The 11,742-nt window shown below is 53.9% G+C and carries 8 protein-coding genes; all 8 read left to right on the top strand.

Annotated features, from left to right (window positions below; genetic code table 11):
• Nucleotides 1–6 precede the first annotated feature (6 nt).
• The 8 genes from HFP08_RS05310 (at nt 7) to HFP08_RS05345 (ending at nt 11,684) form a co-directional block, all read left to right on the top strand.
• A complete protein-coding gene (locus tag HFP08_RS05310; RefSeq protein ID WP_168119507.1) occupies nt 7–780 on the top strand; it encodes an SDR family NAD(P)-dependent oxidoreductase in 774 nt (257 codons plus the stop codon).
• A gap of 152 nt (nt 781–932) precedes the next feature.
• Entirely contained in the window at nt 933–1,838 is a 906-nt protein-coding gene (locus HFP08_RS05315) for a fumarylacetoacetate hydrolase family protein (protein ID WP_168119508.1), read from the top strand.
• Nucleotides 1,839–1,912: 74 nt separating this feature from the next.
• Nucleotides 1,913–2,653: an IclR family transcriptional regulator gene (locus HFP08_RS05320; RefSeq protein WP_168119509.1), complete on the top strand. Its 741-nt coding sequence runs from the start codon at nt 1,913–1,915 to the stop codon at nt 2,651–2,653.
• 19 nt (nt 2,654–2,672) lie between these two features.
• Nucleotides 2,673–3,440 (top strand): SDR family NAD(P)-dependent oxidoreductase, encoded by a 768-nt coding sequence (locus HFP08_RS05325; protein WP_168119510.1) that lies wholly within the window; start codon nt 2,673–2,675, stop codon nt 3,438–3,440.
• A gap of 30 nt (nt 3,441–3,470) precedes the next feature.
• Complete coding sequence (locus tag HFP08_RS05330; RefSeq protein WP_168119511.1) at nt 3,471–4,568, top strand: mandelate racemase/muconate lactonizing enzyme family protein; 1,098 nt, start codon at nt 3,471–3,473, stop codon at nt 4,566–4,568.
• Between the two features lie 111 nt (nt 4,569–4,679).
• Entirely contained in the window at nt 4,680–6,992 is a 2,313-nt protein-coding gene (locus HFP08_RS05335) for a glycoside hydrolase family 95 protein (RefSeq protein ID WP_168119512.1), read from the top strand.
• Between the two features lie 827 nt (nt 6,993–7,819).
• Nucleotides 7,820–10,045, top strand: coding sequence for a helix-turn-helix domain-containing protein (locus HFP08_RS05340; protein WP_240941105.1), 2,226 nt, complete (start codon nt 7,820–7,822; stop codon nt 10,043–10,045).
• A 13-nt stretch (nt 10,046–10,058) separates the two neighbouring features.
• Nucleotides 10,059–11,684, top strand: a complete 1,626-nt coding sequence (locus HFP08_RS05345; RefSeq protein WP_168119514.1) for a type 2 periplasmic-binding domain-containing protein — start codon at nt 10,059–10,061, stop codon at nt 11,682–11,684.
• The last annotated feature ends 58 nt before the right edge of the window (nt 11,685–11,742 follow it).

The following is an 11,742-nucleotide window of genomic DNA, read 5'->3' on the forward strand; positions in this document are numbered from 1 at the left end:
TTTGAGATGAGATTGAAAGGGAAAGTGACCCTGATTACGGGAGCGGGCTCTGGCATTGGAAGAAGCACTGCGATTCGATTCGGCGCGGAGGGCGCATGCGTAATCGTGAACGATCTCAATGAGGCCGCAGGCGTGGAGACGGTTGAGACGATCAAGGCTGCCGGCGGATTGGCAATCTTCATTCAGGGGGATGTGACGAATCCGGATTCGGTTCAGCGCATGGTTGAAAGCGCTCTACAGCAGCAAGGCCGAATTGATGTGCTGTTTAACAATGCGGGAATCAGCGGCGTGGGAAGAATTCATGAGATCGAGCCGGACCAATGGGACCGCGTCATGAATGTGAATATTCGAGGCGTATTCCTTCCGTCCAAGTATGTGATCCCCCACATGATGGAGCGGAGGAGCGGCTCGATTATTAATATGTCTTCCTGCATCGCGGAGATGGGACTCGCAAATCGTGCTTCCTATTCCGCGACCAAGGGAGCTGTGCTCGCTCTGACGAAATCGATGCAGGTGGATTACGCTCCTTACAATATCCGGGTCAATGCGTTGCTGCCGGGAACGATTCTTACTCCGTTCGTGGAGAATTATTTGAAAACCTCCTACGAGGATCCGGATGCGGCGATTGCCGCGATTAAGACCAGGCAGCTCAGCGGCGAGTTGGGCAGGCCCGAGGATGTGGCCGATGCGGCGCTTTTCCTGGCATCGGACGAGTCGAAATTCATGATGGGCTCGCCCCTTTATATCGACGGCGGCGTTGTGTTCGGCAAGAATGCGTAGGCGCAAGCGGCAAGCAGGAATTTACGCAAGACGGCAGACAGAGGAGCATGAAAGACGGCATGCTGGATGAACGCAGGACGGAATGAAGAATGGGATGGCGCATGTACGTATCCACGAACGGTTTTCTGAACAATAGAGAGGATGGATAAAGAATGAAATTTGTAACGATTGGGAACGCAGGAAGCTATCAATTGGGGATTGCGGAAGAGGGGCGCGTGCTTAATCTGACGGCGGCGCTGGCGGTTTATCCGAACGATGCGATTCCTGCCGATATTATGGATGCTGTCGAGCTGTCAGAGGATCAATTGCAGGCCGTGCGGGATTATGCGGAATCGGTGAAGGCTTCTCCGGAGGGGGGGAGCTTCGTGCAAGACGAAGCCGATGTCGAATTCGGTCCATGCATCACCCGGCCAAGCAAGATTATCTGCGTCGGACTGAATTATCGCAAGCATGCGGAAGAGACGAATGCGGCGATCCCGGCTTATCCGATTCTGTTCAATAAATTCGATAATACGATTACGGCGCATGGCAAGGACGTGCCGCTGCCAATCAAGGTGAGCAGCGAGGTCGATTATGAGGCCGAGCTTGGAATCGTCATCGGCAAGCAAGCGAAGTATGTGAGCAAGGAAGACGCGCTGAGCCATGTATTCGGCTATTGCAATGTGAACGATCTGTCGGCGCGCGATCTGCAGATGCGCACGCAGCAATGGCTGCTCGGCAAGTCCTGCGACGGCTTCAGTCCTGTCGGCCCCTATCTGGTTACGGCGGACGAGGTGGGCAATCCGAATGCTCTCGCAATTCGCTGCGTCGTGAACGGCGAGGTTCGCCAAAGCTCGAATACGTCGGATATGATCTTCCATTGCGACGAGGTGGTCAGCTACATTTCGCAGCATATGACGCTCTATCCGGGAGATATCATCCTTACGGGCACGCCTGAAGGCGTCGTGCTCGGACTTCCGCCTGAGCAGCGGGTCTATCTGAAGAACGGCGACGTAGTGACGATCGAGATCGAGAAGCTGGGCAAGCTGACCAATCGCATGGTGAACGAGAAGGTATAGACTGCAAGCGAATGATTAGGGAACGTCGCTATTGAGCATTATGGCATTTTGCAAGGATATGGAGGAACGAAGCCGTGGAACGAAAATATTGGGTGCCTGCTCTCGAGCGAGCGGACAAGGTGCTGGCTTGCATCGCCGAGTCTCCCTCCGAGCTGAAGCTGATGGATTTGTCGGCGGCAACCGGCATTAACAAGAGTACAATGTTCTCGCTGCTGCAAACGATGGAGGCGATGAACTGGATTAGCCGCGAGAAGGGCGACACGTATCGCCTAGGCTCTGTGTTCGGCATGCTGGGCCATGCGTATTTCAAGGGCTTTGATCTCGTGGAGCTCTTCCAAACCGCCTCATCCGAGGCTGTCGGCATTGTCGGGGAAACATTGCAGCTCGCGAAGCTGGAGGGAAGGGATATTCTGTATCTCGCTAAGAAGGAATCCCTCTCTCCCGTGCGAATGATAACCGAGCCCGGGATGCGTCTTCCGGCGTATTCGACCGCGCTTGGCAAAGCGCTGCTGTCCGTCATGAACGACGAGGCGGTAGCGTCATTGTTCGGAGATACTCCCTTCCATGCCTTCACGGAGCAAACGACGAAGGATGTGCTGCAATTGCTTGAGGAGCTGCGGCTTGTGCGGGAACAAGGCTACGCGCTTGATGAAGAAGAAGCCGTCGTTGGCTTCACCTGCGTTGCGGCTCCGATCTATGAGCGAGGGGAAGCCGTCGCCGCGGCGAGCTTCTCCATGCCGACGCACTGCTTTCGCGAGAAGAACGAGCTTGCGATTCGCGAGCTGCGGAAGTTGACGAAGCAGTTATCCCGATAACGGAGGAGGAGAATTCCGCATGCGCTTTAAGGATAAGGTTTGCGTCATTACGGGCGGGGGATCGGGCATCGGAGAAATCGCGGCGAAGAAGTTCGCGGAGGAGGGAGCTGCGGTCGTCATCGTCGATCGGAATCTCGAGCAAGGGGATCGGGTGGCCGGAGAGATCCGTGGTCTCTATGGCGCTCGTTCCGCTCAAGCGGTACGGACGGATGTCTCCTCCGAGCGGGAGGTCCGCTCTCTGGCTGACGATATTCGGAAGGACTACCCTTCCGTGGATGTGCTCTACAACAATGCGGCGATGATCCTCCCGAAGCTGCTCGAGCAGGTGGAGGAGGACGAATGGTCGAAGGTGATCGACGTTAATCTGAAGAGCGTCTATCTCATGACGAAGCATTTCATCCCCATGCTGAGGGAGTCAAAGGGCAATATCGTGAATATGTCCTCCTTGAACGGATTGGTCGGTCAGAAGCAGAATGCGGTGTACGCCGCGACGAAGGGCGGAATTATCGCCATGACGAAAGCTCTTGCGCTTGACTACGCTGATGACGGCGTGCGCGTGAATTGCATCTGTCCTGCCGGCGTCATGACGCCGCTGCTGGAAACGTGGATCGAGAAGCAGCCAAATCCGGCGGCGACGCATCAGCTTTTGAATGATATGCATGCGCTTGGAAGACCGGCTTATGGGGAGGAAATCGCGGATGCGGTGCTCTTCCTGGCAAGCGAACAAGCGAAATTCATAACGGGACTCGCCATGCCGGTTGACGGCGGAGCATCCCTTGGTTATTAACTAAGGCTTACAACAACGGAGGAAATAGAAATGAAGATTGTCAGCGCTGAAAGCTTTATTCTGCATGTGCCCATTACGCCACCGATTACCGACGCGATTAATGTCGCCACCCATTGGGGCGTTACCGGCATTCGCATAATGACGGACGAAGGCATTACCGGTTACGGCTACACGGGCACCTGCGCCAAAGGAGACGAGATGATCGCCCAGACGATCGATCATTATTACGCTCCGGCATTAATCGGCAAGGATCCTTTTATGGTGAAGCAAATTTGGGAGGAGCTGCGCTTCGGCCCGATGCATTGGATCGGCAGAGCCGGCGTCGTTCATATGGCGCTTGCGGCGGTCGATATCGCTCTTTGGGATATTATGTCGAAGGCTTCGAACAAGCCGCTCTGGCAATATCTTGGCGGACATAAGCCGGAGAAGATCAAGGCTTATAATACGAATGGCGGCTGGCTGAACTGGAGCAAGGAACGCCTGATTTCGGATATGAGCAGCATTCTCGAGGAAGGCTTCACCGCAGTGAAGATGAAGGTGGGCTTGCCGGATTCGCGCGAAGACTTCGACCGTGTCCGCGCGGTTCGAAAGGCCATCGGCGACGACGTCGGACTGATGATCGATGTGAATCAGCAGTGGAATATTACGACGGCGATGACCTGGGGCAAGAAGCTCGAGCAGTTCGATCTTATCTGGCTGGAGGAGCCCCTCAATCCGGATGATATCGGCAATCATCGCAAGCTTGCGGATGAGCTGAATGTTCCGATCGCGCTCGGGGAGCATGTGTACAATAAATATGCGTTCCGCGATTATATCGAGCGCGGCGCGGTCGAATATGTGCAGGTCGATGTTACTCGAGTTGCCGGCATAACGGAATGGCAGCAGGTGGCTGGCCTTGCCGCCGCCTATGACTTGCCGGTCTGTCCTCATGTGGGAGACATGGGTCAGATTCATCAGCATTTGGTCGCGGCTACCCCGAACGCCGTCATGCTGGAGTATATTCCGTGGATTCGTCATATCTTTGAAGAGCCAGCTACGGTGAAGGACGGCTATTATGTGCTTCCGCAGCAGCCCGGCGCTTCAACTACGATCATTCCGCGTTATTTCGAGGAATATAGGGTCAAGTAAGAGGAGAAAGGTACGCTTGCAACCGCAAGTGTACCTTTACTCGTTCAGCCGTTCCCGTTACGCTTTGGAAGAGAAAGCGCTCACAATAAAGCGATGACGGGAAGGTGCTGCATGAGTAAGTTGAAGCTAAGCTATTCGGGTCCTGCGCGGAGCTGGTCGCAAGGACTGCCCATAGGGAATGGACGTTTGGGAGCGGTTGTGCAAAGCGGGGTCGAAACAGAGAGCTGGAGCATGACGGAGATTACGTATTGGTCCGGGAAGCCGGAAAAGCTTGAGGATTTAGGGAAGGGCAAGTCGGCATTGGCAGAAATGAGAGAAGCGTTCTTCGCGGAGGAGTATGAGCGCGGAGAAGAGCTAGCGCAGCGGTATTTGCAGCCGGAGAAGGGCAATTTCGGCACGAATCTGACGCTTGCGGATCTATGGATCGAATTCGAGGCTGCGGGCGTGGATATGCGCCGGGAGCTCGATCTGCAGGAGGCGATAGTCCGCGATACATGTGGAAGGAAGGACGTCAGTCATTACAGGGAAACCTTCGCCACGCATGCGGACGGCATTATCGTGTCACGGTTCTTCGCCACGGAGCCGGGTTCGATTTCCTTTAAGCTGGGTTTGAATGGGAGAACATCTGCTTTCTCAGCTGTATACTCGAGCGACGGCTCGATTCAGTTCGCCGGCAAGGCTGTCGAGGATATGCACAGCGATGGCAGCTGCGGCGTTAAGGCGAGCGGAGAGCTGAGGCTTGTCGTGACGGGAGGGGAGCTGCTGAGGGAGGAGCACAGCTTGATCGTTCGCGGTGCGGACGAGGCCTTACTGTATTGGGCAGCGGCTACCGATTACGGCAGCGTAGACGATGCATGGCAGCTCGAGAGCGGCAGGCTGATCGACAACGCGATTATGAAGGGGTACGAACGGTTGAAGCGGGATCATATCGCGGATTACAGCAAGCTGTTTGACCGCGTGAGCCTGCGGCTTGGCGAAGGGGGTCGTTCTCATCTGCCTACGGACGAGCGAATTCGGAGGCTTATGGACGAAAGCGGAGAGGATTCGGAGCTGTTCGCTTTGTTTTACCAATATGGGCGTTATCTGACGATCGCGGGCTCGAGGGAGGATTCCCCTCTGCCGATGAATCTGCAGGGCAATTGGAATGACGGGGAAGCGAACCGCATGCAGTGGAGCTGCGATTATCATCTCGATGTGAATACGCAGATGAACTATTACCCGACGGAAGCGAGCAATCTTGCCGAATGCCATGTGCCGCTCATGACGTTCGTCAAGCGATTGTCGGAGTCGGGCCGCGAAGCGGCGAAGGCGTTCTACGGCTGCGAGGGCTGGGTTGCTCATGTCTTCACCAACGCATGGGGCTTCGCTTCGCCGGGCTGGGGCTTCAACTGGGGACTTAACGTCACCGGCGGATTATGGATCGCGGCGCATCTCATGGAGCATTATAAATATGGACGCGATTCCGAATTTCTCTCAGGCACCGCCTATCCCGTCTTGAAGGAAGCCGCTCTCTTCTTCCTTGATTATATGACGGTTCATCCGAAATACGGCTGGCTTGTAACCGGCCCTTCGAATTCGCCCGAGAACAGCTTCTATGTCGGCGGTGAGACCGGCAAAGAATACGCGCTGTCCATGGGCTCGACCATGGATCAGATGCTGGTGCGGGAGCTGTTCGAATTCTGCCTGGCATCCGCGGAAGAGCTCGATAAGGATGAGGAATTGCGGAATCGGCTTCGCGGGGCGATCGAGCTGCTGCCTCCGCTGCAAATCGGCGAACGGGGACAATTGCAGGAATGGCTGGAGGATTATGGCGAAGCGCAGCCCGATCACAGGCATATGTCTCACCTATACGGACTGTATCCAGGCAATCAGGTTACACCGTATGGAACGCCGAAGCTGAGCGAGGCGTTGAGAAAAACACTCGAGAATCGGATGAGTCGGGCCGAGCTGGAGGATGTCGAATTCACGCTGGCACTCTTCGCTTCCGGGTTCGCGAGATTGCGAGACGGCGATAATGCGCATAAGCAGCTCTCCTACTTGCTCGGGCAGTTGTGCTTCGATAATCTGTTCACCTATTCGAAGGCGGGCATTGCGGGAGCGGAATCGAATATTTTCGTCATTGACGGCAATTTCGGCGGAACGGCGGCTATTGGCGAAATGCTGATGCAGAGCCACGCGAATGAGATAGATCTGCTGCCAGCTCTTCCGAAAGCGTGGGATTCCGGACAGGTTGCGGGACTTCGCGCGCGGGGGAATTGCGAGGTGGATATGGTTTGGAGCGGCGGGAAGCTTGTCGAGGCTGTGCTTAAGCCGTCGTCGAACGGGACGGTTCGAGTCCGCTGCGGCGAGTTGACGGCGGAGCTGAGCATGGAAGCGGGCAGAGCGTATCCCCTCGACGGGCAGCTATGTATGATGCAGCGCTGAAATTCAGCGCTGGATAGCTGAAGAGCCGCGCCGTCGAGCCTGCAGCGCTGGAAACCAACGCTGGAGAGCCGAAGAGCCGCGCGCCCGAGGCTGTAACGCTGAAGATCAGCACTGGAGAGCCGAAGAGCCGCGCGCCCGAGGCTGTAACGCTGAAGATCAGCGCTGGGGAGCCGAAGAGCTGCGCCTCCGAGTCTGCAGCGCCGGAAATCAGCGCTGGAGAGCCCGCTACAGTTCAGCGCACAGCTGGATGTATGCTGAACAGGAATTCCTCCCGTATAATTCTCGGAATAAGGGCTAATTTGTATTTCTACTGGAAAATGTCCAGCATATTGGGCGGATCCCCTCTGCATGATGCAAGTTAGAGGAAATAAGCTGGAGTTATTCCTGTATATCAAGAGCTGCGGCGGAAAATGAACAAATATACGGGACAATTTCCAGTAAAATAAGCGATCAAGTCAAATCTGCGTTCATGATGCTTACTGTCGAGCGGAACAGATTATGTATACCTTGCGCTCGCAACGAAAGCTGCACAGTAAGGAATAGCCACATCAATTCAGTAATCAAGACCAATTGAAATATATCCAGTAACATCCACGAATAGCCAAGAAAAGCAACTACATGCAAGGCAAGACCGTAGTTGCTTTTCTCATGCAAACATGCGTTATTGCATGAAACGAGAATTTTCGTTATGATAGCGCTCTCAAGCATAACGGAAGTTTGTATCTACCAAGAACGGAGGATTCACCATGACTAGGTATTCCAGAGTGTTTAGAAGCTTCCTAATCTCATACATTATCATTCTGATAATTCCTAGCCTTGCTGGATATATGTCTTACCGAACGGCGATTACCGTAACCCAGTCCCTCTCCATCGAGAACAGCGTTACTCAGCTTCAGAAGAGCAAGGAGATTCTGGAGCGGAGAATGTCCGAGGTGGAGGGCTTTACAAGACAGCTCGCCATCAATCAGGATTTGAACGTGCTGATGAACGAGAATCCCACGGCGGAGAATCAGGCGAATGTATTCGGCATTTGGAAGATGATGAAGGATGTATTAAGCTTTGGCCAAACGAATGATTTCTTGCAGCATTTTTTCGTCTATCTCCATAATTATAATGTTATTCTGACACCCGGCTCGGCCTATTTCCGTCCGGAGCATTATTACGACAGCTATCATTATGCGGATATGCCCTTCGAGAATTGGAAGAGCGAGGTTCTGGAGAAAACGCATCGAAGCGAGATATTGCCGCTTCGTCCATTCATGAACAACAAAACGGATACGTCTGTTATCACTTATATGCAGTCCTTGCCTCTCGACAGCTTCAATGATTCCTCGCCCGCAGTCGTTGTCGTCATTATTGATCAAAAGCTGATCACCAGTCTGTTGTCCGGCGTGACGGAGCGCTATAACGGCTGGGTGCATATTACGGATACGAGCGGCCAGACGATCGGCATTGGGGGCATAGAGGAAGAGGAAGCCGCCGAGCTTGCCGCGGACGCAGAGTTCGAGGAAGATAAGCAGAGTCAATTCTACAAGGATGATCTGGTCATTACGATTAAGTCGAGCGTGAACGGCTGGACCTATCAGGCGGGCATCCCGAGAGAAGTGTTAATGGAGAACGCGAACAAGATCAAATATATTACATGGAGCGTGACCGGAGCGGCTCTGCTCATCGGGTTAATCGTTGGTTTCTTGCTCTCCTACCGCAACAGCGCGCCCATTAACCGGATCATCGGCGTAATGAAAGAGCAATTCGGCCAGGAGGGGCAGGCCGCACCGAATGAATATGATTTCCTGCACGGCAACATCGCGAAGATGATCAAGAACAATACGAGACTGGAATCGGAGCTGCATCGCCAGGCTCCGCTCATCAGGGACGCCTTCCTGAAGCGGCTGCTTGTCGGAGAATTTCAAACACGCGAAGAAATTATCGCGGCGGCGGTGCAATCGAATGCGGGTCTCAATGGCAATACCGGATATGTCGGCATTCTTCAAGTGAACGGTTATTCGCTCATGGAGAGCGTCGAAATTCTGAACGAGCTGAACGCGGCTCGACTTATTTTGAAGCAGGCCTTGAACGACTCCCAAAGCGCAATTCGAATGACCGATATCGGCTCGGACAAAATCGTGTTCCTGTTCGCTTTTCCGGATAAAGCAACGGCTATTCAGATGGGCAAGGACGAGATAGCGAAAACCTTGCTTCATGTGTCCCGCCAAGTATTCATGGAATACCGCATATCGGTTACGGCGGTGCTGGGCGATTTGTTCGAATCGGTGACCGAGGTGAGCCAATCGTTCGAGCAGGCGAAGCAGACTCTGGAATACGCTTCGCATTTGAATAAGAAAGAGATATGCTGGTTCGAGGAGATGAGGCAGGACAGCGCTACCTATTATTACCCGCTCGAGATGGAAACGAGGCTGATCAGCACGATTCGGGCGGGGGAGCTAGAAGAAACGAAACGGCATCTTCAAGCGATTTTTGCTCAAAACACGGAGCAAAGAGAGCTGTCCTTCGAGATGAAAATACAGCTCATCGGAGAGATGAAAGGCACGCTGCTGAAGCTTCTGGATCAGAAGACCTTCTCGGAATGGGAGCGGCTGGAGGCATTGAAAACCCGCATCATTGACATTCAGGTGACGGAATCCTATGAGAGCATTCATCATGAAATGATCGCGATTTCGGAAATGCTGTGCGAGCTCATTCAAAGCAAGAAGAACGACAGTCATGTTCGCATGGTCGAGCAGATCAAAGCCTACATCGGAACCGCCTATCAGGATTCGGCGCTTACGCTCTACAGAGTGGCCGAGCAGGTGGAACGGCCGGAGAAATATATATCCCAGCTGTTCAAGGAAGTAACGGGCATGAATCTATCCGATTATTTGGAGAAAATAAGAATGGATCATGCGGCCAGGCTGTTGCGCGAGAACGACCGAACAATCGACGATATTGCCGCGCAATCGGGCTACAACAGCTCCCATTCCTTCCGAAGGGCGTTCAAGCGGGTGACGGGCGTATCGCCGAGCGTGTTCAGGCAATCGATCGAGGATGAGTAAGGAGTGACATCAGATGAGAAGAAGAGCCGGCGCTTGGCTGACTGCGTTCATGCTGCTTTCTCTTCTTGCGGCATGCAGAGGCGCTTCCGACACGGAGGAGAAGGAAACGGACGTAATAGCGATCAAGGTCTTCGCGCAGCAGGAAGCAACGATAGATTTGGAGACGAATGCCTTCTCGAAGGAGCTCGAGCAGCGCTTCCACGCGGATTTCAATTGGATGGCGATCCCGTATGAAGGCGCAAAGGAGAAGCGTCAAATTTCGCTCGCCGGGGGAGATTACGCAGACGCGTATATTCTGACAACGTACATCGATCAGTTCTCGCAGGCCGACCTGCTGCGTTATGGCGAGGAAGGGGTATTGATCCCTTTGAATGATCTGATTGAGCAATACGCGCCCCATATTAAAGCCGCCATGGAGGAGAATGCGGCGCTGCGAGCCTTCAATACCGCTCCGAACGGCAATATCTACGGACTGGCCGGCTACAGCGAGTGCTATCATTGCTCGTATCCGAACAAGCTGTGGGTCAACACGAAGTGGCTAGAGCGTCTTGGTTTGGAGATGCCGGCTACGACGGAGGAATTCAAGAAGATGCTTCAGGCGTTCCAAACCCGGGATCCGAACGGCAACGGCGTGCGCGATGAAATTCCTCTCAGCGGCTCGACCGAGGATTTCGGGGTGCGGATTATTCCCTTCCTTATGAACGGGTTCATCTATGACGATGATAAGGATTATCTGCAACTGGTCCAAGGCAAGGTGGATACGGTGGCGGACAAGCAGGAATGGCGCGAGGGCCTCTCTTACATCAAATCGCTCTATGACGAAGGTCTTATCGATCCCGGCGCTTTCACGCAAAATTCGGAAGCGTATAAGAAAATCGGAGAGAATAAGGATGCGCAAATACTAGGAGCCGGCGCGGCCATGCATCCCGCCATTTTCGTTGATTCGGGGCCGGATAATACGCGGAGCGCCGACTATAATCCGCTGCCGCCGCTTCGAGGACCCTATGCTTCCTATGCCACGTACAGCACGAACGGCGTGTCCCCCGGCGCCAAATTCGTCATTACAGACAAAGCGAGCCCGGAGGCTCGAATCGCGCTCATTCAGATGGCGGATTATATGTATACGCCGGAAGGTCAAGCACATGCCGAGGTAGGCGTCGAGGGCCTGGATTGGAGAAAGCCGATTGCCGGCGAAGAGGCGTTGAATCCGGATGCGGAGCCTAGATTCACGCGAATCGAGACGAAGGAGGGGGATGCTCCCCATAATTCGGGCTGGAGCGGGATGGGTCATTTCTACATGCCGAAGACGTATCGCGACAGTTGGGTGCAGGGAACGGATATTTATGCGCCGGACGGCTATGAACGCAGGCTTCAGGAGGCGACGGAGCTGTATGAGGGACATGAACCCGAGGAGCTGCTGTCGGTGGAATCGCTATGGATCGATCCGTTGGCAGCTGACGAATTCAACTTTCTGCAGATTAATATTACGAATTATATCGAAGAGAACGCGCTTCAGTTCATTACGGGCCAGAAGAGCTTGAGCGCGGATTGGGATAATTATTTGCAAGGACTTCGGGATTTGAAAATCGCAAGATATATTGAAATCATGCAAGACGCTTACGATAAAGCAAAGCGCTGATGAAACGAGATCCCGGCTAATAGACAGCCGGGATTTTTATTGGTGTCCGCATATCGAC

It is taken from the genome of Paenibacillus sp. HB172176, from assembly GCF_011947265.1.
GTDB lineage: Bacteria > Bacillota > Bacilli > Paenibacillales > Paenibacillaceae > Pristimantibacillus.